Here is a 21,357-nt window from a genome sequence, read left to right as displayed (position 1 = left end):
TCGGCTCGCGTGGGTGGATGCCGCGCGCGGCGTCTGCGTGCTGCTGGTCGTTCTGCTGCACGTGCGCATCTTCGTGTACGCGCCACTGACGCCTGCCACGAACGGCGTCGAGATCTGGACGCAGCTCACCGAGTTCTTCGGGGCGTTCCGGCTTCCCCTGCTGTTCGTGGTGTCGGGGCTCGTCGCCTCGAAGCGCGTGCGCGCCGGATGGAGCGACCGACGAACGCTTCTGCGCGCGGTCTCGCTGTACTGGCTCTATCTCGTGTGGCTCACGGTGTACGCGCTGCTGTCGATCGTCGTGATCTCGCCGGGCATTCCCTTTCGCATCATGACGGTTGGGCACTACGCCGCGCAGCTCGTGGTGCCCGACTCGATGCTGTGGTTCATCTTCGCGCTCGCGGCCTACGTGGTTCTGCTCACCAGTCTTCATCGGGTGCGGCCGGCCGCGATGCTCGCCGTGCTCGCGATCATCTCCGTCGCGACGGGAGCCGCGCCCGTCACGAGGGATGAGGCGCTCTGGCTGCACGTCGTCTACTACGCGGTGTTCTTCGCGGTCGGCGTCTACCTCGCGCCCGCACTGCGGGCGCTCGCCGTGAACAGAGCGCGCTGGCGCGTGCCCCTGGCCGTCGGCGCGTTCATCGCATGCCAGCTTCTGTGGCAGCAGAGCGTCGAGGGCACCGTGCTCGAGAGCGCGCTTCGGCTGCTGCGAGACGGCTCGGCCGTCGTGCTGTCGATCGCCGTGATCGCCTTGCTCGTGCGCTGGCAGCCGTTCGCCACGACGGCCTCGGCGATCGGCAGGCGCACGCTGCCCATCTTCGTGCTGCAGCTGCCCCTGATCTGGGCGCTGTACCTGCTTCCTCCGGTCGAGTGGTCGCTCGGTGTCACGTGGATCCGCCATCTTGCGCCGCTGCTCTTCACAGCGCTGATCGTCGTGGCGAGCCTGGGCATCCACTCGCTGGTGATGCGCGGATCGGGGCGCGTGCTCTTCGGGCTGCCGCAGGCGTGGCGCCGACGAATTCTGCAGAGGGTCGCATCCGAGACATAGGGCGGGGCAGCCCCTGCACGTCGCGAACGTACGGTACGGTATGGGCGTTCCGCACGACGATCACGATTCATTTCACCGATGGAGGACTCACCGATGACCACCCCTTCCTACACCCCCGCGCCGGCCGCCTCGAGCAAGAAGACCCTCGCGATCCTGTCGCTCGTCTTCGGCATCGTGAGCATCGTCTTCTGCCTGTTCCTGCCCATCATCTGGATTCTCCTGGCCATCGCCGGCGTGATCCTCGGCTTTATGTCTCGCAAGCGCGAGCCACAGGCCCGCCCCCTGTCGCTCGCCGGAATCATCCTGAGCTTCGTGGGTATCGCCGCGAACATCGTGTCGATGATCATCGGTGCCATGCTCGCGGTCTCGATGATGCAGAGCTGACGCTTTCGCTTGTGCGAACGGGCCGAGCCCCGCCGGATTGTCGGCGGGGCGCGGCCCGTTCCTGGTTAAAGGGGGATGCGTCGGCAGGCCGTCGGTGTCAGGCTGGTGAGACGTGAGGGCGGCCCGCTCTCACGGAGAGGAGACGACCATGGACTGGAACCCGTTCCGGCGCAGGTCCGATCCCGAACGCGTGCCGCGGCCGTCGTCTGAAAATCGGCCGCAGGCACCCGACGATGCCGTCGCCGCGCGCTGGCGCGAGCTCGCCGCCCTGTTGACTCCGGATGCCGGGCTCGCCGAGGTCGTACTGCTGGCCCACGGCTCGCCCGCCGACTACCTGCGCCTCCACGTCGCAGAGGCCGAGAACCGCGGCCTCGAAGACGAGACGCCAGACCCGTGGTTCGCCCTGATCGACTGGCTGATCGAGAACGAGCTCGCGCACGAACTCGACTGGAAGGAGAACGCGGCCGAACTCGCCTGGGGACTCAGCCGCATGAGCGCCGTTCTCTCGAGCGGCGTCGACCTGCAGTCGATCGACGACCCCGATGCGCACCTGACCTTCGGCATGGTGCGCGCCAACGCGATCCTCGCGCCGGCCGGGCTCGAACTCGTGCTCTTCGATATCGACTCCGACTCCTTTCCCGTCGTGCTCGTCGAGACGTCGAAGCGCGATCGCATCGTGGCGCTCGCGGAAGAGCTGGGGCACCGCGTCGATGTGATGACGCTCGAGCGGGCCCGGCACGAGGGCGGTCGCGACTACACGGGCGAGATCGAGCTCTGAGGCTCAGGCCACCGAGTAGTTCTCGGGGTCGAAGCGCGCGAGGCGTCGCTGGAACGCGTAGGCGAAGTCGGGCCACAGCAGCGTGAGTCGGCCGCTGCGCTCGTCGACGTACCAGCTCTCGCAGCCGCCAGTGAGCCACACCGACGACGCGGCCTTCGCGTCGATCTCGCGGGTGTACGCGTCTTGTGCGTCGAGAGACACGTCGAGGGCGTCGATGCCCTCCTCGCTGCGATGCTCGAGGGCGGCGAGCACATAGTCGAGCTGCGCCTCGATCATCACGACGGCCGAGTTGTGGCCGAGACTCGCGTTGGGGCCGTCGAGCACGAACAAGTTGGGAAAGCCGTGCACGGTCGTCGAGGCGTGCGCCCGCATTCCGGTGTTCCAGGCATCGGCGAGACGGATGCCGTCGGCCCCGAAGGTGCGGGCGGCGAACGGCGGGCGCGTCGACTCGAAGCCGGTGGCGAAGACCAGCACGTCGAGCTCGACGCTCCGGCCGTCGGCCGAGGTCGCGACGGCACCCGAGACGGAGCGAAGTGCCGACGGTTCGAGTGTCACGGCGGGGGAGGCGAGCGCCGGGTAGTAGTCGTTCGAGATGATGACTCGCTTGCAGCCGATCTCATAGTCCGGCGTCGCGGCGGCGCGCAGTGCGGGATCGGCGAGCTGTGCTTCGAGGTGCGCGAGCGCGCGGTCGCGCAGCCGATCGATGTAGCCGGGCACGCGCATCCGCTCGGCGAATGCCGTCTCGGCGCCCCAGAAGAGATCGTCGCGCATCGCCGTCTGCGACGCGGGATCGGCCGCGAAGCCGGTCTGCTCGTCGGGCGAGTAGTTCCGGTCGGGCCGCGGCACGACATAGGGCGCGCTGCGCTGGAACACGACCACGTTCGCTGCCGTCTGCTCGAGCCGCGGAATGAGCTGCGCCGCCGACGCTCCCGTGCCGACCACTCCGACGCGCCGACCCTCGAGGGCCACGGAGTCGTCCCAGGCGGAGGAGTGCATCACCGGTCCGGGGAACGAGTCGAGTCCGGGCACGTCGGGCATGCGCGCATCCGACAGGCGGCCCGCGGCGACGATCAGCGTGCGGCACACGTAGTCGCCCGCGCCGGTGCGCACTCGCCAGCGACGATCGTCGGCGATCCAGCGCATCTCGAGCACCTCGGAGCCGAGCCGCAGGTGGCGCTCGAGGCCCTCGGTGCGCGCGGCATCGCGCAGGTAGCCGTGGATCTCGGGGCCGCTCGCGAAGAAGCCCGACCAGTCGGGCTTGGGAAGGAACGAGAAGGAGTACAGGTGCGAGGGGATGTCGCACGCCACGCCGGGGTACACGTTGTCGCGCCAGGTGCCGCCCACGTCGTCGGCGCGCTCGAGAATCACGAAGGACTCGTCGCCTTGTCGGGCCAGACGGATGCCTGCTCCGAGTCCTGCAAACCCGGCGCCGACGATCACGGTGTCGACCTCGGTCGTGCCGTCGAGCCAGGTGCGCCGGGCGGTATTCCGGATGCCTGTGGCAGCGACAGGCGACCGGGTCGCCTCGGGCGCGCGGGCGGCTCCAGCGCCATCGATGAACTCTTCGATGAGGCTCAGGATTCGGGCCGGTTGGTCGCGCAGCGTGCGACGGGCGGCGCCGGTCGACAGCACGAGAACGCGCGACGCGTCGATGCCGTGTTCTTTCGCGACCGCAACTGCGTTCGCGTCGGCGGGCTCGGGATCGATCAGCACGATGCGCCCGACGAGCGAACCGTGGTGGCGTGCCGCTCTGATCGCCTCGGACGAATGACCACCGATCGCCACGACGGTGGCGTCTCCGACGGTGTCGGCCAGGCACTCGTTCCAGTCGATGGCGCGGCGGCCGGCGGGGTCGGGCACACGAATCGAGAGCACGTCGCGGGTGCGCGCCAGCATCGGCCGGAGGAAGTCGAACTCCTCGGTCGCTCCGCCACCCGGCCCGTGCAACAGCACGACGGCGGAACCCGACGTAGCGCTCGTAGCCCTCGCCGTGCGCGCCTCGTCGTGCAGAGTCATCGTCCGGCGGGCTCGAGCAGACTGCGCCGCTCGGAGATCGGCAGCTGCAGCCTCGAGGCGGGCGGCGCGTCGGCGCGGCGCGCGAACGCCAGCTGCTCGGCCGTCGGGGATCCGTAGCCTGTGGTGCGCTGACGTACACCGCGCCCGATCTCGGCGGCCGTGCGCTCGAGGTCGGCGATCGTGAGCGAGCGGTGCGCCTCGGCTCCTGCTTCGGGCCTGGCCGTCCCGTCGAGCAGCAGTCCGCCGAGGTCGTCGGCGCCGCCGCTCAGCACCGACTGGCTCTCGGCGAGTCCCAGCTTCGTCCACGCCGCCTGCACATGGTCGATTCGGCCGTGCAACAGCAGTCGCGCCACGGCGTGCACCGCGCGGGACTGGCGCGCATCCGGACCGGGCCCGGCGACCCGCGCGACCCGCGCCGGGGCATCCAATCGTACGTAGGGCATCGGGATGAACTCGGTGAAGCCGCCGGTCTCGTCGTGCAGGCGCGCGAGCGATCGCAGGTGGGCGAGCTGCTGCTCGGGCGTCTCGACGTGGCCGTAGATCATGGTCGCCGTGGAACGCAGGCCCGCGCGATGCGCGGCCGTCATCGCGGCGATCCACTCGGACGCGGGCGGGTCGCCGCCCTCGCTGAGGATGCGCCGCACGCCGTCGTCGAGGATGCGCGCACCCGTGCCCGGCACACTGTCGACCCCGGCGTCGCGGAGCGCAGACAGGTGCTCGTCGAGCGGCAGCCCGAGGCGCCGGGCCCCGTCGGCGATCTCGGTCGGACGGTAGGCGTGCAGGTGCAGGCCCGGCTGGCGCGACCGGATGGCACGCACGATGTCGAGATATGCCGTGGCCGGCATGTGGTCCGGCACCGCGCCCTGGATGCAGAGCTCGGTGGCGCCGAGCGACGCGGCCTCGTCGGCGAGGTCGCCGATCTGGTCGAGGGTCAGGCCGTTTGCCGTGTCGAGTCCGTAGAGAGAGGAGTCGATGTTGCGGTTGATCACGAAGGTCACGTCGTCGCCGACTGTGTCGTGCCGGATGTCGTCGGCCAGGGAGGCGAGCGCGTCGAGTTCGGCGCCGCTCGCCTGGAGCAGGTCGAGGTAGTGGGCGTCGGAGAGGGCCGCGGGAGTGGTCGAGGCGGCGAGGAGGGCTGCTCCCTTCGACAGGCTCAGGGAACGACTGCTCAGGGAACGAGCGCTCAGGGAACGACGGGGCCACGGGCGGCCGACGACGGGGGCGTCCTCCTGGGCGAGTCCGTTCGGCGCGGCCAGCGCTTCGACGTGGGGGCGGATCCGGGCGTCGATCCACTGATCGGGGTCGCCGATGAACTGCGGATGCGCGGTGAGCCGCTCACGCAGCTCGAATCCGGCGTCTCGCGTGAGCGCGGCGAGGGTGTCGAGCTCCGGCCAGGGGCGCTCGGGGTTCACGTGGTCGGCAGTGAGCGGGCTCACTCCGCCCCAGTCGTCGATGCCGGCGCGCAGCAGCAGGCCGAGCTCGTGCGCGTCGGTGAGGTTCGGCGGCGCCTGGATCGTGGCATCCGGCCCCATCACGACGCGGGCGACGGCCACGGCCGCGACGTACTCCTGCAGGGCCAGGTCGACCTCGTTCTGCATCGCCGTGCGCGGCTTGGCGCGGAAGTTCTGGACGATCGTCTCCTGGATGTGCCCGTGCCGCTCGTGCGAGGCGCGGATCTCGAAGAGCGCCTCGGCGCGTTCGGCGTTGTTCTCGCCGATGCCGAGCAGCACGCCCGTGGTGAACGGCACCTTCGATCGGCCGGCGTCGTCGAGCACGCGCAGGCGCAGCGCCGGGTCCTTGTCGGGGGAGCCGTAGTGCACGCCGCCCTTCTCCGACCAGAGCCGGGTCGCGGTGGTCTCGAGCATCATGCCCATGGAGGGGGCGACGGGCCGAAGCGCCTGCAGCTCGCTCCACGACATCACACCGGGATTCAGGTGAGGCAGCAGACCCGTCTCCTCGAGCACGAGAATCGCCATGGCCCTGATGTAGTCGATCGTCGACGAATAGCCGTGGGCATCCAGCCATTCGCGCGCGACCGGCCAGCGGTTCTCGGGGCGGTCACCGAGGGTGAACAGCGCTTCCTTGCAGCCGAGGGCCGCGCCCGCCCTGGCCACCTCGAGGATCTCGTCGGGCGACATGTAGATGGGCTTGCCCTTGGTCGCGAGCTTGTTCGGCGTCTCGACGAAGATGCAGTAGTGGCACCTGTCCTGGCAGAGGTGCGTGACCGGAATGAACACCTTCTTCGAGTAGGTGATGACGCCCGTGCGGCCGGATGCGTCGAGACCCTCGTCGCGCAGCCGTGACGAGACCGCGAGCAGCCGGTCGAGCTCGCCGCCGCGGGCCGAGAAGAGCAGCTCGGCGTCGGCCTGCGTGACCGTGTTGCCGCGCTCGACGCGCCCCAGCGCATCCTGGATCTCGTGCACATCGGGAACGGAGAAGTCGTCGATCATCGGCATCTTTCGTCGCGGGGGGAGTGATGGCTGGTACTCGACAGAGGACCGTTGAGCCCAAATCCAGGCCCGCGTGCTGATTGCGTTCCACTATACGCGCGGCTCGATTTCGGATGCCCCGCGCGGCTTGTCATGCGGCGTCACGGAATTTATAGGGCGGCTCGGGCGCTGGCTACTGTGGACACTTCCGCCCACAGCAAAGGACTACCCCCGTGAAACGCGCCACCTCTCTTGTCGGACTCCTCTCCATCGCCGCTGCGACCGCGCTCGCACTCGGCGCGTGCGCGAGCCCGGCGTCGACCTCCGACGACTCCACGAGCGGCAGCAAGCTGAAGGCCAACTCGCTCGCGGCCATCCAGGAGACCGGCGTGCTGACGGTCGGCACCGAGGGAACCTACAAGCCGTTCAGCTACCACGAAGACGGAACCGGCGACCTCACGGGCTACGACGTCGAGATCATCACCGCGGTCGCCGACAAGCTCGGCGTCGACGTGAAGTTCGAGGAGACGCAGTGGGACGCCATCTTCGCCGGCCTCGAGGCGGGTCGCTTCGACGTGATCGCGAACCAGGTGTCGATCAACGACGAGCGCACAGCCAAGTACGACTTCTCCGAGCCGTACACGGTGAGCCCGGGCGTGATCGTCGTGAAGGACGACAACACCGACATCACCTCGTTCGCCGACCTGGCAGGCAAGACCACCGCCCAGTCGCTCACGAGCAACTGGTACGAGCTGGCGCAGGAGAACGGCGCCAACGTCGAGGCCGTCGAAGGATGGGCCCAGGCCGTGGCGCTGCTCGAGCAGGGGCGCGTCGACGCCACCGTCAACGACAACCTCACCTTCCTCGACTACGAGAAGCAGAAGGGCGACACCGGACTGAAGATCGCGGCCGAGACCGACGACCCGTCGCTCAACGCCTTCGTCTTCACCAAGGGCAACACCGAGCTGCAGCAGGCCGTCGACAAGGCGCTCGACGAGCTGCGCACCGACGGAACCCTCGCGGAGATCTCCGACAAGTACTTCGGAAGCGACGTCACGCAGTAGCGCGGCTGCGCAGTAGGGTCGATCGATGACACCCCCGTGGGCGAGGATTGACGCATGAACGAATCGCTGTGGGATCTGCTGCTGCGGTCGTTCCTGCCCATCGTCGGCGGGGCTGTCACGGGCACCATCCCGCTCGCCCTGCTGTCGTTCGCCCTGGGCTTGGTGATCGCCCTCGGCGTCGCCCTGATGCGCCTCTCGCGCATCTTTATCGTGTCGGGCATCGCGCGGGTGTACATCTCGATCATCCGGGGAACGCCGCTTCTGGTGCAGCTGTTCGTGATCTTCTACGGACTGCCGTCGATCGGCATCCTCGTCGATCCGTGGCCGAGCGCCATCATCGCGTTCTCGCTCAATGTGGGCGGCTACGCGGCCGAGGTCATCAGGGCGGCGATCCTGTCGGTGCCCAAGGGTCAATGGGAGGCCGGCTACACGATCGGCATGTCGCGCGGACAGACGCTCGTGCGGGTGATCCTGCCGCAGGCCGCGCGGGTCTCCGTTCCTCCGCTGTCGAACACCTTCATCAGCCTGGTCAAAGACACATCGCTCGCCTCGCTCATCCTGGTCACCGAGCTCTTCAGGCAGGCGCAGGAGATCGCGGCGTTCAGCCAGGAGTTCATGGCGCTGTACATCGAGGCCGCCGTCGTCTACTGGGTGATCTGCCTCGTGCTTTCGAGCGCCCAGTCCGTGCTCGAGAAAAGACTGGACCGCTATGTCGCCCACTGACCCCCTTGCGCCCGCGCCGCTCGACGCCCCCATCGAGGCGCCGCTGCTCGTGGCCCGCGGAATCCGCAAGAGCTTCGGCGAGGTCGAGGTTCTCAAGTCGATCGACCTCACCGTGCCGCGCGGCAACGTCGTGGCCCTGATCGGGCCGTCGGGCTCGGGCAAGACCACCGTGCTGCGCTCCCTCAACGGCCTCGAGGTTCCCGAGGCGGGCACGGTCGCGTTCGCCGGCGGCGACGTGGTCGACTTCGCCGAGTGTCCGACCAAGAGGCAGCTCGCGTCGCTGCGCGACCGCTCCGCCATGGTCTTCCAGCAGTTCAACCTGTTCCCTCACCGCACGGTTCTCGAGAACGTCATCGAGGGCCCGGTGCAGGTGCAGAAACGGCCGAAGGCCGAGGCGATAGCGGATGCTCGTGCGCTGCTCGAGCGCGTTGGTCTCGGCGCGAAGGCCGACGCGTATCCGTTCGAACTCTCGGGCGGCCAGCAGCAGCGGGTGGGCATCGTTCGCGCCCTGGCGCTGAAGCCTCAGCTGCTGCTCTTCGACGAGCCCACCTCGGCGCTCGACCCCGAGCTCGTCGGCGATGTGCTCGACGTGATCCGCGAACTCGCGACCGAGGGCTGGACCATGGTGCTCGTGACACACGAGCTGACCTTCGCCTCCCACGTGGCCGACACGATCGTCTTTATGGACGGCGGCGTGGTCGTGGAGTCGGGGCCGCCGTCCGAGGTGCTGCAGAAACCGCGCGAGCCGCGCACGAAGCAGTTCCTGCACCGCCTTCTCGACAGGTAGCCGCCCTCCTCGTCCGCCTCCCGGCGACATCTCTGGCGAAACGAACGGAAGTTCTGACATACTGGGCGCCGTTGGGGGAGTACAGGAGCTGACATGGCGTCTCCCCATGACGAACGATGGAACACCCATCTGCAGAACTATCGGACTTTCGTGCGCGTCCACGGGCGCCATCCTCGGCGGCCGTCGGTGGATCCCCTCGAGGCGAGGCTCTCGGAGTGGGCGCACGAGCAGCGACGCCTCTATCGCGGCCAGCGTTCTCAGTCGCTGCGGCCCGACCGCAAGGTCGCGCTCGAGACGGTCGAGGGCTGGGAGTGGAATCCCAGACGCGGGCCGAGTCCGCGATCTGATCACTGGGAGAACCAGCGCGCGGCCGTCGAGCGTCACTTCGCGGAGCATGGACGGTACCCGCGCCTGACGGCCGACGATCCGCACGAGCGGCGCCTCGCCGGCTGGGTCAAGAACCAGGTCGAGCGTCTCCCCAGTCGCGACGACGAGCTCGGCCGCAGTCGCTACGACGCCGTGCTGGCGACCCCGGGCTGGCCGTCTCGTCGAGAGCAGACCTGGTTGCAGATGATCCAGCTGCTCGAGCAATTCGTCGACACGCACGGCAGGCTTCCGAGGCGCACTCCGGCCCGCACGGCCGACGTCTCCGACGACGACCGGCACGAGCACATGCTCTCGATGTGGTGCGCGAACCAGCGTCGATTCGAACGCATCGCGACTGCAGACAAGCCGTATCCCGAGGAGCGCAGAGCCCGCCTCGACAGGGTGGCCGGCTGGAGCTGGTCGAAGCGTGTCGTGCGGGTCAGGCGCGTCAAGCGGTCAGTGATTTCTTACGCTGCTTGAACCAGAGCACGAGCATAAAACTGAAGATCACCAGCACGGTCCACGATCCGATCTTGCTCGCGTGCACGAACGTCCAGCCCGCCTCCTGGTCGGGATAGCTCCACGCGCCCAGCCGCGTGGCGATGTTCTCGGCGAACCAGATGAAGAAACCGATGAGAACGAACGACACGAGAAGAGGCATGCGGTAGATCGTCCGGCGCACCCTGAAGCGCACCCAGGTGCGCCGCAGAATGACGGCGGCCACGACGAGCAGCAGCCATCGCACGTCGGGCAGCCAGTGGTTCGTGAAGAAGTTCACGTAGAAGAGCACCGCCGTGATCATCGTCGGAACCATGGGCACCGGGTCGATATCCAGATCGAAGCGGCGCCACGCCTGACAGATGTAGCTCGCCACGGCCGCGTACATGAAGCCGCTGTAGATGGGCACGTCGCCGATGCGCAGCAGGCCCGCATCGGGATAGCTCCACGACCCCACGGAGACCTTGAACAGCTCGAGGCCCAGGCCGAGCACGTGGAACAGGCAGATCACGAGGAGCTCGTCGCGCGTCTCGATCTTCGTTGCGACGAGCACGATCTGCACGATGATGCAGTACACGAGCATCGCGTCGTAGCGGGCCACCCCGACATCGACGAAGTGGGTGATCGCGAGCCCCAGCACGATCGAGAAGGCGAACAGGCACGACAGGGCCTGCTTCCAGCCGAAGTCGAGCAGATCGAGCAGCAGGGAGCCGGCCCGCGAGGTCGTCGAGGTCATCGCCGGAGCATATCGTGCACCGATGGCCGCCTCTCGGGGCCGCGGCGCAGCATCCGGAGCCATAATGTCTGAATGATCACCGTCGAACTCGCCCGATCGCTGCGCGCTGCCGGACTGATCTGGAAGCCCGCGTCGGGCGACCGATTCTCGATCGATACTCCGGCGTTCGACCCCGAGGCCCTCGACGCCGAGGTCTTCACGGTGAGTGACATGACCATCGAGGCGCAGCACTATCCCACCGGCACGATCCTCGGATTCAACGGCACCACCGAGTGGGCGCTCGACTCCGTCGACCTGCACGAGGCCCTCTGGCTGCCGCGCGAAGACCAGCTGCGGGACATGCTGCGGGGCGCGTTCCGTTCGCTCGTGCGGCTCGAGACATCAGACGATTCGGCACCGGAGTACAGGGTCGACATCGTCTTCAGGGGCGAGCCGTCGAGCCATGTCGCGGCCGAGCCCGCAGAGGCATACGGCCGGGCTGTGCTCATGCTCGTGTCGGCGTCCACCGCCGCGGCCTGAGCGCCGACTGCACGTTTTCCCGGCCCGTGCCGAGGGGTGGACGCGGGGCGGAGCGATCCGGGAAACTGTGGTGAACCGGGAACCGTTTCCGGAGTCGACAAAGGGGTTAGATTCCATGGCTGACACGTATCGCGCACTGCTTCAATCGGGCGGACTCTCCGAAGACAAGGAGACCGTCGAGAACTTCGTCGACGGAAAGCCCCGAGAGACCATCACCGAGACCTTCGACGTCGAAGGCGAGTCGCAGGAGCGGGTCTGGCGGCTCGTTCGTCCCGTCACCCCCGAGCCGGTCTCCTACGAGCTGGTCGGCGACGCGCCCGGCGAGGAGATCCCCAACTGACCCTCCCGTCCGTAACCGATCGCTCGGGGCATCACAAGCCCCGGACCCGGAGCGCGCGCGAGGCGTAGGTTCGAAGGCGAACCGGAACTCACAAGGACTCCGGCCGACGAAAGGTGGATGCCATGGGACTCGACGACAAGGTCAAAAACGCTGCAACCGACGTGGCTGGCAAGGCGAAGGAAGCCACCGGCAAGCTCACCGACAACGAGCGACTCGAAGCCGAAGGCAAGGCCGACCAGGTGGGCGCCGACGCCCGCAAGGCCGGAGAGAACGTCAAAGACGCTTTCAAGCACTGACGACGCACGCAGCCAGAGGCTGACGCGTCATCGACAGGAATGCCGGGGTACCGCAGGTGCCCCGGCATTCGTGTCGAATGGGGCAGTCGCCAGACCTTCACGCCGAGCAGGGGAGTTTTTCGATGGGTGAAGCCGAGAGCGTCGATTCGTGGGCCGAGAAGGCGGCCGAGGTCGACGGAGACGCGCATCGGGCCGTCGCTCTCGCGATCCGGCTGGGGCGGAGCGCGCCGCGACCCGGCGGCGGTGACACTCCGGCACTGTTCGAGCTGCTCACCGCGTTGGGTCGCTCCGATCTGACGGCAGCGCGCGTGGTCGAGGCTCATCTGGATGCCCGCGCGATCCTCGGCGAGGCGGGTCTCGATCCGCAGGCGGGCGCGTGGGGCGTCTTCGCCGCGGAGGCGCCTGCGGTTCGACTCGACGCACGCGAGGTCGATGGCGAATTCGTGCTCTCGGGAACCAAGCCCTGGTGCTCCGTGGCCGGGGTTCTCGACCGGGCGCTCGTGACAGCGCACACCGCCGGCGGCCATCGACGGCTGTTCGAGGTGGATCTGCGAGCCCACGGCGTGAAGGTGCGGTCGGGCGAGTGGGTCGCGTTGGGCCTGCAGGGAGTGCCGAGCGGCTCGGTCGACTTCACCCAGGTCGCCGCCTCGCCGGTGGGCGCCGACGACTGGTATCTCGATAGGTCGGGATTCGCCTGGGGCGGCGTCGGCGTGGCCGCATGCTGGCTGGGCGGCGCGGAGGGGCTTGCGCGACGCCTGTGGTCCGCCGCGCACTCGGCGAATCGGGATCCAGACCAAATCGCCCTGATGCACCTCGGCGCCGTCGACGCGCAGCTGTTCGCGGCGCGAGTGGTGCTGGCAGACGCCGGCCGACGCATCGACGAGGGCCGTGCCGTGGGTGCGGAGGGCAAACTGCTCGCCGCGCGCACGCGCATCGTCGTCGCCGACGTCGTCGAAGACGTGCTCCGCCGCGCCGCCCACTCTCTCGGACCCGCACCCCTGGCCCTCGAGGCCGAGCATGCCCGCCGCGTCGCCGACCTCGAACTCTACGTGCGTCAGCACCACGCGGAACGCGATGAGGCATCGCTGGGTCGTCGACTGCTCGAGGGCGAGCGACCGTGGTGAGCTTCGACCATCGAGACGAGGGAACGACGAACGCGACCTGGCTCGCCACAGATGCCTGGGACGAGGCCTCGAACCTGACCCTCGACGGCGTGACTTTCCTCGTGGTCGTCGCCGCCCATCCCGACGACGAGACCCTCGGGGCGGGTGGCTTGATGGCAACGGCGCACGCCGCCGGCATTCCCGTGACCGTCATCGTCGCCACCCTCGGCGAGCACTCGCATCCGGATTCGCCCACCGTCTCGCCGGCCGAGCTGGCGGCGCTCCGCCGGGTCGAGGTCGTGCGGGCGATCGACGAGCTGGCCCCGGGCTCGGCGGTGCACCTGCTCGGACTCCGCGACGGGGGCCTCCGCGAGCACACCGAACCTCTTCGGCGCGCCGTCGCGGCGGCCATCGACGGCCGCACCGGGGTGCTGGTCGTGTCGCCCTGGCGCGGCGACGGGCATCCGGATCACACCGCCGCGGGCGACGCCGCAGCCGCGGCGGCCGAGACCCAGGGCGCCGAGCATCTCGAGTACCCGATCTGGGGCTGGCATCGGTCGACACCCGACTCCCCGGAGTGGCCGTGGGGGCGCGTGCGGACCCTTGCCCTCAGCCCGAACGAGGTCGCACGCAAGGTCGCGGCACTCGAGCTGCACCAAAGCCAGACGGAGCCGCTGTCGGGGATGCCGGGCGACGAGGCCATCGTGTCGCCGACGTTCTCCGAGCACTTCCAGCGCGACTTCGAGACCTTCTTCGTGAGCGCGGACGAGGCAAGGTTGCCGGACCGTAGGCACGCCTCACTGGCCCAGGGCTACTTCGACGACTTCTATGAAGGCCGCGCCGATCCGTGGGGCTTCGAGACACGCTGGTACGAGCGCCGCAAGCGCGCGCTCACCCTCGCCGCGCTTCCCCGCCGGCGGTATGCCTCGGCCCTCGAGGTGGGCTGCTCGATCGGGGTGACGACCGCCGAGCTCGCCCCCCGGGTCGACCGGCTCCTGGCCATCGATATTGCCGAGGCTCCGTTGGCTGTGGCGCGAGAGCGTCTGGCGGGGCAGCCCGGGGTGCGCTTCGAGCGGCGCACGCTCCCTCAGGAGTGGCCGGACGAGACATTCGACCTGATCGTCGTGTCGGAGGTCGGCTACTACCTGTCGCTCGACGGCCTCGAACAGCTCGTGCGGCGGGTCGCGGCCGGTCTGCGCGACGGTGGCGCCGTGATCGTGTGCCACTGGCGGCATCCGGTGACCGACTACCCGCTGCGCGGAGACCAGGTGCACGACGCTTTCAGGCACAGCGATGATCTCGTTCGCGTCGGCGGTTACGACGACGCGGACTTTCTGCTCGACGTCTTCGGCGTTCCGGGAACGGCCTCGGTCGCTGCAGAGGAAGGACTCGTGTGACCAAGCGCATCCGGAACATCGTCGTCGTGGTTCCCGCCCGAGACGAGCAGAGCTCGATCGGCCGCTGCCTCGACGCCCTCGACGCCGCAGCAGCAGCGCTCCGGCAGGCGCGCCCGGCCGATGGCCCCGACGTGCGCATCGTCGTCGTGCTCGACAGGTGCCTGGATGACACGGCCGAGATCGTGGCCGGCCGTTCGACGGTCGAATCCGTCGTCAGCTCGGCCGGCAGGGTGGGCGAGGCGCGCGGCCTGGGAGTGGAACGGGGGCTCGCGGCCGGAGACGCGGAGCCGCACGAGACCTGGATCGCGAACACCGATGCCGACTCGGCGGTGCCCGTGGACTGGCTGATGGTTCAGCTGGAGGCGGCCGAGGCCGGGCACTCGGCCCTGCTCGGCGCGGTGCGGCCGGATGAGGAGGGGCTCGACGCGGAGCAACTCGCGCACTACCTGCTGCGCCATCCGCTGCGCGAGAGCCATCGCAACGTGCACGGAGCCAATCTGGGGGTGCGGGCCGACCACTACCTCGCCGTCGGAGGGTTCGAACCGCTCACGACCGGCGAGGACGTGAGGCTGGTCGCATCGCTCGAACAGCTCGGGCTGTCGGTCGCGAGTACTGGTCGAGCCGCCGTGCTCACGTCGTCGCGGCTGCTCGGTCGCGCGCCGGAGGGGTACTCCGACGTGGTGCGTGCCATTGCGGGGTAGTCGAGCCGGGGTCGGCCCCGCCCCGACTCAGCCCTGCTGCTGTGCGAGAAGTTCGAGTGTGCGTTCCGCTGCCACGCCGACCTTCACGTCGTGACCTTCGTGGTCGCTCGCCACGGGCGAGACCATCACCTCGTCGACCCCGTACTTCGCGGCGAGCGCGGTGACCTGCGACCAGGCAGCCTCGGGGGTGTCGATGATCCAGCGGGCGGACTGGTCGGCGACGAGATCCTCCTCCATGGGGCTCAGCGTCACCGCCTGCGCCTGCTCGACCGTCATGCGCGGGCCGAGGGTGCCGCCCGAGCGGAGCCGCGCCATGGTGATGAGCTGGGGGAGGGCGAGCGCGGACGCCTCCTCGAGCGTGTCGGCGACCACGGCGTTGACCGTGAGGAACGTCATGGGTTCTGCGAGAGCTGGCGACGGCTGGAACTCACGGCGATACAGCGCGAGCGCGTCGTCGATTCCCGACTGCCCGAAGTGGTGTGCGTACACGAAGGCGAGTCCTTCGCGTGCGGCCAGTCGGGCGCTGTAGGTGCTGGAGCCCAGCAGCCACACGGAAGGGGATGACGACGTTCGCGGCGTCGACCTCAGCGTGTAGTCCTGACCTCGAAGCGGAATCGTGACCGAGGGCTGCGACACGGCGTCGAACGGATCGGAGATCGGCGTGTCGAGCGAACCGAGGAGTCCTGCGACCAGCTCGACGTCTCCGGGGAACGAATCAGCGCCGACCTCGTCGGCACGCGGGCCTCGAAGCATGTAGGCGGTGACCGGGTCGGAGCCCGGGGCCCGCCCTATTCCGAGATCGATGCGACCCGGATGCATGGCCTCGAGCAGCGAGAACTGCTCGGCCACCGTGAGCGGTGCGTGGTTCGGCAGCATGACGCCGCCCGACCCGACCCGGATTCGGCGGGTGTTCGCCGCCAGATGGGCGATCAGCACGGCCGGAGAGGTCGCCGCGACGGCCTCCATGTTGTGGTGCTCTGCCACCCAGAAGCGCGTGAAGCCGAGGTCGTCGGCCCGGCGGGCGAGCGATACGGCGGCCGCGACGGAGTCGGCCGTGCTCTGATCGGTGCGGACGGGCAGGAGGTCGAGAACGGAGAGATTCAGCATCGATTGCATCAACGTCACGGATGCCCGCCGCTATTCCGAAGCGACGACCGGAGCGACCACTGAAGCGGCCCAAACCCGACTAATGCGACGAAACCCCTTGCAGATGCCACGTTTTCGGGCGTGGCGAGCTTAAGGTAACCGTGTGTGGCGCGCCGATAAGAAACTAGATGCAGACGGACTTCCGACTGTCGCCGACGACGACTCGTCGGCGTGGGGTAGCCAGACCGCGCCTGAAAAGGGCGGTCGACCTCTGACGAACCTCACCAGTGAGAGTCGGGTGGAGCCGAATCGAGAACGCTGGCGACACGAGCTCAGTCGGGTGGGTGGAGCATCGCCGCTCATCCACTTCGATGACTCGCCGCGCAACCGCATCGACCTCTCCGCGACGCATCCTGGCGGGCTCGCCCAGTTCATCACGGGCAACGCCACCCTCCTCAGCAGCCTCATCCGCGACGAACTCGCCCTGCGCACGGCCCGTCTCGCGGCGGCCGCGATCACAGACAAGGGCGTCGAGCTCCGCAGCGTGCGCGGCATCGACGCCGTCAACCTCGGCATCGGCTTCGCCGAATGGCGCGTCGAGCAGAAGTCGTTCAGCGCCCCCGTGCTGCTGCGCCCCGTGTCGGTGCGCCGCTACGGTCGGGACTTCGAGCTGAAACTGCGGGGTGGCCCCGTGGTCAACCCCGAGCTCGTGCGCGCCCTGTCCGACCAGTTCCAGATCGAGCTCGATGCCGACGCGCTCGTGGCGCTCGCCATCAACAACGGCGTCTTCAAGCCGCAGCCCGTCATCGACCAACTCCGGGGCCTCACCTCGCAACTCGCGTGGTTCAGCGTCAGCCCCCGGCTCGCCGTCTCGACCTTCGCCGATGTGAGCCAGGCGCTGGTCGACGATGCCGACGACCTCGCGCATCCGGTTCTCGACGCGCTCGCGGGCAACGTCACGGCGCGCCGCGGCGTGCAAGACGCCTACCACCCGGTCGACGCCACTCCCCAAGACCAGCGACCGCCGGCCACCGACACGCTCCTCCTCGACGCCGATCCCGAGCAGGAGAATGTCATCGCCCAGATCGGCGCCGGCAACTCCCTCGTCGTGAAGACGCTCCCGGGCACCGGGGGAACGCAGACGATCGTCAACGCGGTCGGAGCCCTGATCGCGCAGAACAAGCGCGTTCTCGTCGTGAGCCCCCGCCGCCTCAGCCTGCGGGGAATCGCCAGGCGCCTCACCGATGTCGGCCTGCCCGGCGTTGCCGTGTCGCCGCGAACCCTGCGCCGTGACCTCATCCAGTCGATCGGCCGAAACGAGAAGGCCCGCCAGCCCCATGTCGCCGACGTCGACGAGGCCCTCGTGCGCCTGCGCGGCGTGCTGCTCGACTACCGCTCGTCGCTCGGCCGGGTCGACCCTGTTCTCAAGGTCTCGGTTCTGGATGCGCTGCGCGAACTCGCGCGCCTCGAACTGCTGCAGACCCCTCCCTCCACCAAGGCGCGCCTCGACCGCCATGCCCTCGAGGGGCTCGCATCCGGTCGTGTGCAGGCCGCGAAGACCCTCAGCAAGGCGGCTGCTCTCGGCGAGTTCCGCTACGGGCCCGACGACTCGCCCTGGTACGGTGCCGCGTTCGCCACGTCGGACGACGCGCACAGTGCCCACCAGCTCGCGAAGAAGCTGCACAAGACCGACCTGCCGAACCTGCTGTCGGGCGCCTGGGAGCTCATCGGCCAGACCCGCATGCGGCCCTTCGCCACGCTGACCGAGCTCGGTGTGTACCTGCGGTTGCTGCTCGACCTGCGCGAGACCCTCGACAAGTTCCAGCCCGTGGTCTTCGACCGGTCGCTGACCGAACTCATCGCCGCCACGTCGAACCGTCGCGACTCGCCGCAGCTCTCGTCGACGAGCCGTCGCCGGCTGCGCAGCCTCGCCCGCGAGTACGTGCGTCCGGGAGTGCACATCGGTGACCTCAACGAGGCCCTCAAGCACATCCAGCAGCAGCGCACGCTGTGGTACCGATTCGCCGCCGCGGGCATTCCGCCGGAGATCCCGATCGGCATCGCCGACGTGCAGGTCGCCTACCAGCGCGTCACCGAAGACCTCGCCCAGCTCGACCTGCCCCTGGGGTCTGTCGGCACGGCGCGCCAGCTGTCGAGCCTTCCCATCGAAGAGCTCGTGTCGCTGGTCGAGGGTCTGGCCGCCGACTCCGAAGTGCTGGCGAACCTGCAGGAGCGCACGGCGCTTCTCGACACCCTTCGCGAGCACTCGCTCGACCCCCTGCTCACCGACCTGTCACAGAGGCACGTGCCCGAGAGCGCCGTCGCCGACGAGCTCGAGCTCGCCTGGTGGCAGTCGGTGCTCGAGCTGATGCTGACCAACGACCGTGCCCTGCTCGGCGCGAACACCTCGGTGCTCGATCGACTCGAGGCCGACTTCAGGCTGGTCGACGAGGCGCACGCCTCGGCCAGCGGTGCCCTGCTGGCCTGGCAGCTGGCCGAGACGTGGAGCGTCGGGCTCGTCGACTACCCGGAAGAGGCGACCGCGCTCAAGAACATCCTGCGCACCGACGGCGTCGACTCGCAGGCGCTGCACGAGGCCGCGCCGCATCTGGGCCGCGTCCTCGCGCCGGTCTGGCTCGCCTCGCCGTACGAGATCGCAGAGATCTCCGACTCCCTGCACTTCGACACCGTGATTCTCGTCGATGCCGGGGCGACGACCCTGGCCGAGAACGTCGGAGCCATCCGCCGCGGGCGCCAGGTCGTGGCCTTCGGCGACCCGGTCACGCAGACGCCGTCTCGATTCGACATCGCCATCGCCGCGACGCCCGACTCGTCGAACCGCGCCCAGCCGGAGCAGTCCGTCGAAGAGCTGCACGCCGAGTCCGCCCTCGCGCGCCTCGCGGAACTCGTTCCCACGCTGCAACTGACCCGCAGCTACCGGGCCGGCGGCGAAGACCTCGCCGAACTCGTGAATCACCGCTTCTACGGCGGCAAGATCGACTCACTGCCCTGGGCCGGCACCTTCCTCGGCCACGGCAGCCTCGCGCTGCACTACGTCGAGGGTCGCGGCGGCATGCCCGACGCCGAGACCGGAGCGGTCGAGAGCGTCGACGACGAGGTGGATCGCGTCGTGGCCCTCGTGCTCGACCACGCCATCCACTATCCGGGTGAATCGCTCATGGTCATCACGGCCAGCCCGCGCCACGCCGTGCGCGTGCAGCAGGCCGTGCTTTCGGCGTTCGCGAAGCGCAGCGATCTCAGCGACTTCATTCTGAAGGACCGTGCCGAGCCGTTCATGGTCGCCACCCTCGACCAGTCCGTCGCGCAGAGTCGCGACAGGGTGATCTTCTCGGTGGGCTACGGAAAGACGACCCACGGCCGGGTGCTCACGAACTTCGGCGCACTGGGCCGACCGGGCGGCGAGCGGCTGCTGGCCGTGGGTATGACCCGCGCACGCCGGTCGATGGACATCGTCAGCTGCTTCCACCCGCACGACATCGACGAGGAACGCATGGCCCACGGCATCGTGGCGCTGCGGCAGATCCTCACCGAGGTCGAGTCCGGCCCCACACCCGACACGTTCTCGAGCCCGGGCGACGCGCTGCTCATCGACCTTGCGCGCCGACTCGGAGCCCGCGGCCTCGACGTGGCGTTCGAGCACCGTGGCAAGCTCACCCTGGTGGCCTCGCACGACGGTCGGGCCATCGCCATCGAGACGGATTCGGTCGTGCACGCGTCGAGCCTCCGCGAGTCGCTGCGCCTGCGCCCCGACATGCTCAGGAGGCTGGGCTGGCACTACCTCCGGGTGCACAGCTTCGAGCTGTTCAGCGACCCCGAGGCTGTCGCAGCGCGCATCGCCCAGGTCATCGGGGTGCGCGAGCTCAAGGCCGTCGACCGGCCGGCCATCTCGCACAGTTCCGACGAGACGGCGCCGCTCCCGTTCTCCCGGTAGGCTCCCGAGGTGCCGAAAGAGACTCACGACCCCGCTGCGGCGCTTCCCGACCCGCCCATTCGGCGTACGGGGCGACGTCGAGTGACGACGGATGCCGTGGCCGGCTCCGACCCGACGCCCCAGCGCGCAGACGGCTCGGCCGTCGAGAAGGCCGACGAAGACACGGATGCGTCGTGGGGCGCCCCCTCACCGCGCGGCAGCGACAGGAACGACGACAGGTTGAAGCTGGAGAAGCCGCCTCACTGGTGAGCGGGCCCTGCCTCTGAACCGGTCAGGCGTCGTGCTGAGTGCTCGACGACGTCTGCTGCTTGGCGAGCAGATCGCGGATCTCGGTGAGCAGCTCGGCCTCGGTCGGGGGAGTCCTGACCGTCTCGGCGGGGGTCGGCTGCTGCTTCTTGATGAAGGCCACCTTCTTGAGGTGGTTGATCGGAAGCACGAACGCGAAGTACACGACCACTGCCACGATGAGGAACTGGATGATCGCGGCGAGCACGGAGCCCAGCTGGATCGCGCTGTCTCCGATGGGAATCGGGAAAGCGCCCACCAGGTCTTCGGCCTTGAATGCCGCCGCGATGACGGGGTTGAAGACGTTCTCGACGATCGAGTTCACGACCGCGGTGAAGGCTGCGCCGATGACGACGGCGACGGCCAGATCGATGACGTTCCCGCGGAGAACGAACTCCTTGAATCCCTTGAACATGGTGGGCCCCCTCAGCTGTACTTACAGTTCTCGTCTACCAGTATTACTTGGCCGCGGCGGGTGACGAACTCGAGCCCGACGACGAGCTCGAGCCTCCCGTGGTCGCCGGCGCAGACGGCGTCGACGGCGCCGCGGGCTTCGAGGCCGACGACGATTCGCCCGATCCACTGGCTTTGCCCGTGCCGCCCGTGCTGCCCGAGCCGCTCGACTTGTCGGCCGCGCGCGAGTCGGTGCGGTAGAAGCCCGAGCCGTTGAACGTGACGCCCACGGCGCTGAAGACCTTGCGCAGCTTGCCGCCGCAGACAGGGCAGACCGTGAGCGAGTCGTCGGTGAACGCCTGGTGGATGTCGAAGGCGTTCGTGCACTCGGTGCAGCGGTAGGAATAGGTGGGCACGGGAAAAGCTCCTTGGAACGGTGAAAAGAGTGCCGAGCGGCGC

At 68.9% G+C, this 21,357-nt stretch carries 21 protein-coding genes; 15 read left to right on the top strand and 6 right to left on the bottom strand.

Annotation, left to right across the window (positions count from 1 at the left end; genetic code table 11):
• Window positions 1–13: 13 nt before the first annotated feature.
• The 3 genes from ASF06_RS05010 (at window position 14) to ASF06_RS05000 (ending at window position 2,207) form a co-directional block, all read left to right on the top strand.
• Entirely contained in the window at window positions 14–1,045 is a 1,032-nt protein-coding gene (locus ASF06_RS05010) for an acyltransferase family protein (protein WP_162237678.1), read from the top strand.
• Window positions 1,046–1,138: 93 nt separating this feature from the next.
• Window positions 1,139–1,429, top strand: a complete 291-nt coding sequence (locus ASF06_RS05005) for a DUF4190 domain-containing protein (RefSeq protein ID WP_157439082.1) — start codon at window positions 1,139–1,141, stop codon at window positions 1,427–1,429.
• Between the two features lie 148 nt (window positions 1,430–1,577).
• The gene (locus tag ASF06_RS05000) at window positions 1,578–2,207 is read left to right on the top strand and encodes a DUF6630 family protein (RefSeq protein ID WP_055944285.1); all 630 of its coding nucleotides are present in this window, start codon (window positions 1,578–1,580) and stop codon (window positions 2,205–2,207) included.
• A gap of 3 nt (window positions 2,208–2,210) precedes the next feature.
• On the opposite strand, the gene ASF06_RS04995 is transcribed toward ASF06_RS05000, so the two are convergent.
• On the bottom strand, window positions 2,211–4,223 hold the full coding sequence (locus ASF06_RS04995; protein WP_235500911.1) for a flavin-containing monooxygenase: 2,013 nt from the start codon (window positions 4,221–4,223) through the stop codon (window positions 2,211–2,213).
• Window positions 4,220–6,673, bottom strand: coding sequence for a 7,8-didemethyl-8-hydroxy-5-deazariboflavin synthase CofG (gene cofG / locus ASF06_RS04990; RefSeq protein WP_235500910.1), 2,454 nt, complete (start codon window positions 6,671–6,673; stop codon window positions 4,220–4,222). The genes ASF06_RS04995 and cofG overlap by 4 nt, the downstream gene beginning before the upstream one ends.
• A 212-nt stretch (window positions 6,674–6,885) precedes the next feature.
• On the opposite strand from cofG, the gene ASF06_RS04985 reads away from it, so the two are divergent.
• The 4 genes from ASF06_RS04985 (at window position 6,886) to ASF06_RS04970 (ending at window position 10,072) form a co-directional block, all read left to right on the top strand.
• Window positions 6,886–7,716 carry an amino acid ABC transporter substrate-binding protein gene (locus ASF06_RS04985; protein ID WP_055944278.1) on the top strand — a complete coding sequence of 277 codons (831 nt, stop codon included), beginning with the start codon at window positions 6,886–6,888 and terminating at the stop codon, window positions 7,714–7,716.
• A gap of 54 nt (window positions 7,717–7,770) precedes the next feature.
• Window positions 7,771–8,439, top strand: a complete 669-nt coding sequence (locus tag ASF06_RS04980; protein WP_055944275.1) for an amino acid ABC transporter permease — start codon at window positions 7,771–7,773, stop codon at window positions 8,437–8,439.
• Window positions 8,426–9,226 carry an amino acid ABC transporter ATP-binding protein gene (locus tag ASF06_RS04975; RefSeq protein WP_055944270.1) on the top strand — a complete coding sequence of 267 codons (801 nt, stop codon included), beginning with the start codon at window positions 8,426–8,428 and terminating at the stop codon, window positions 9,224–9,226. Before ASF06_RS04980 ends, ASF06_RS04975 begins: the two co-directional genes overlap by 14 nt.
• A gap of 93 nt (window positions 9,227–9,319) precedes the next feature.
• A complete protein-coding gene (locus tag ASF06_RS04970) occupies window positions 9,320–10,072 on the top strand; it encodes a helicase associated domain-containing protein (RefSeq protein WP_055944265.1) in 753 nt (250 codons plus the stop codon).
• On the opposite strand, the gene ASF06_RS04965 is transcribed toward ASF06_RS04970, so the two are convergent.
• Window positions 10,041–10,826, bottom strand: coding sequence for a DUF817 domain-containing protein (locus ASF06_RS04965; RefSeq protein WP_055927562.1), 786 nt, complete (start codon window positions 10,824–10,826; stop codon window positions 10,041–10,043). The two genes, ASF06_RS04970 and ASF06_RS04965, sit on opposite strands and share 32 nt — an antisense overlap.
• Window positions 10,827–10,898: 72 nt before the next feature.
• Here ASF06_RS04965 and ASF06_RS04960 point away from each other — a divergent pair, with 72 nt between their 5' ends.
• The 6 genes from ASF06_RS04960 (at window position 10,899) to ASF06_RS04935 (ending at window position 15,182) form a co-directional block, all read left to right on the top strand.
• The gene (locus tag ASF06_RS04960) at window positions 10,899–11,345 is read left to right on the top strand and encodes a hypothetical protein (protein WP_055944262.1); all 447 of its coding nucleotides are present in this window, start codon (window positions 10,899–10,901) and stop codon (window positions 11,343–11,345) included.
• Between the two features lie 115 nt (window positions 11,346–11,460).
• A complete protein-coding gene (locus ASF06_RS04955) occupies window positions 11,461–11,685 on the top strand; it encodes a hypothetical protein (RefSeq protein WP_055944259.1) in 225 nt (74 codons plus the stop codon).
• A 122-nt stretch (window positions 11,686–11,807) separates the two neighbouring features.
• Window positions 11,808–11,981 carry a CsbD family protein gene (locus tag ASF06_RS04950; RefSeq protein WP_082500829.1) on the top strand — a complete coding sequence of 58 codons (174 nt, stop codon included), beginning with the start codon at window positions 11,808–11,810 and terminating at the stop codon, window positions 11,979–11,981.
• A gap of 122 nt (window positions 11,982–12,103) precedes the next feature.
• Window positions 12,104–13,105, top strand: coding sequence for an acyl-CoA dehydrogenase family protein (locus ASF06_RS04945; protein WP_055944252.1), 1,002 nt, complete (start codon window positions 12,104–12,106; stop codon window positions 13,103–13,105).
• Window positions 13,099–14,481 (top strand): PIG-L family deacetylase, encoded by a 1,383-nt coding sequence (locus tag ASF06_RS04940; RefSeq protein WP_055944250.1) that lies wholly within the window; start codon window positions 13,099–13,101, stop codon window positions 14,479–14,481. Before ASF06_RS04945 ends, ASF06_RS04940 begins: the two co-directional genes overlap by 7 nt.
• A complete protein-coding gene (locus ASF06_RS04935) occupies window positions 14,478–15,182 on the top strand; it encodes a glycosyltransferase (RefSeq protein ID WP_055944247.1) in 705 nt (234 codons plus the stop codon). Before ASF06_RS04940 ends, ASF06_RS04935 begins: the two co-directional genes overlap by 4 nt.
• A gap of 27 nt (window positions 15,183–15,209) precedes the next feature.
• Here ASF06_RS04935 and ASF06_RS04930 read toward each other — a convergent pair whose 3' ends face one another.
• Window positions 15,210–16,289, bottom strand: a complete 1,080-nt coding sequence (locus ASF06_RS04930) for an LLM class flavin-dependent oxidoreductase (RefSeq protein WP_200920322.1) — start codon at window positions 16,287–16,289, stop codon at window positions 15,210–15,212.
• 142 nt (window positions 16,290–16,431) lie between these two features.
• On the opposite strand from ASF06_RS04930, the gene ASF06_RS04925 reads away from it, so the two are divergent.
• Together ASF06_RS04925 and ASF06_RS19380 are read left to right on the top strand one after the other, a co-directional pair.
• Entirely contained in the window at window positions 16,432–20,220 is a 3,789-nt protein-coding gene (locus tag ASF06_RS04925) for an AAA family ATPase (protein ID WP_442853926.1), read from the top strand.
• A gap of 9 nt (window positions 20,221–20,229) precedes the next feature.
• A complete protein-coding gene (locus ASF06_RS19380) occupies window positions 20,230–20,469 on the top strand; it encodes a hypothetical protein (RefSeq protein ID WP_157439081.1) in 240 nt (79 codons plus the stop codon).
• Between the two features lie 22 nt (window positions 20,470–20,491).
• Here the strand turns inward: ASF06_RS19380 and mscL are convergent, their stop codons facing one another.
• Both mscL and ASF06_RS04915 read right to left on the bottom strand, forming a co-directional pair.
• Window positions 20,492–20,920, bottom strand: a complete 429-nt coding sequence (gene mscL, locus ASF06_RS04920; protein ID WP_055944244.1) for a large conductance mechanosensitive channel protein MscL — start codon at window positions 20,918–20,920, stop codon at window positions 20,492–20,494.
• Between the two features lie 43 nt (window positions 20,921–20,963).
• Entirely contained in the window at window positions 20,964–21,314 is a 351-nt protein-coding gene (locus ASF06_RS04915) for an FmdB family zinc ribbon protein (RefSeq protein WP_055944240.1), read from the bottom strand.
• Window positions 21,315–21,357 lie beyond the last annotated feature (43 nt).

Source organism: Agreia sp. Leaf244, from assembly GCF_001422695.1.
In the GTDB taxonomy this organism is placed as follows: domain Bacteria; phylum Actinomycetota; class Actinomycetes; order Actinomycetales; family Microbacteriaceae; genus Agreia.
This window is presented reverse-complemented; position numbering and strand designations above follow the sequence as displayed.